Origin of the sequence: Cognatundibacterium luofuense, from assembly GCF_018139685.1 — a bacterium.
Taxonomy (GTDB): Bacteria; Pseudomonadota; Gammaproteobacteria; order Burkholderiales; family Burkholderiaceae_D; genus Undibacterium; species Undibacterium luofuense.
In genome coordinates, this window is record NZ_JAGSPN010000534.1 from 1 (window position 1) to 299 (window position 299).

The following is a 299-nucleotide window of genomic DNA, read 5'->3' on the forward strand; positions in this document are numbered from 1 at the left end:
GTGAGACGGGGCCTGAACATTTGTTGTTGGGGCCGGATGGCAGATTGTATGCAGCAGTCGCTTCCGGTGCCATCCTGCGCATGCAGGAGGATGGGGCCCAGCGTGAAGTATGGATCAATACCCGCGGACGTGTACTGGGTTTTGCCTTTGATGCGCAGGGCAATATGATTGCGGCGGATGCCTACCGTGGTTTGCTCAGGATTACACCGGACAAGCAGATCACTGTGCTGTGCGATCAGGTGGATGGCACGCCAGTCTTGTATGCGAATTCTGTGGTGGTGGCAAAAAACGGCAAGATC

At 55.9% G+C, this 299-nt stretch carries 1 protein-coding gene; it reads left to right on the forward strand.

The window, feature by feature from the left end; all coding sequences use genetic code 11:
• Positions 1–299: SMP-30/gluconolactonase/LRE family protein (locus KDM89_RS21560; protein ID WP_369123604.1), on the forward strand; the 299-nt coding region annotated here is incomplete at both ends.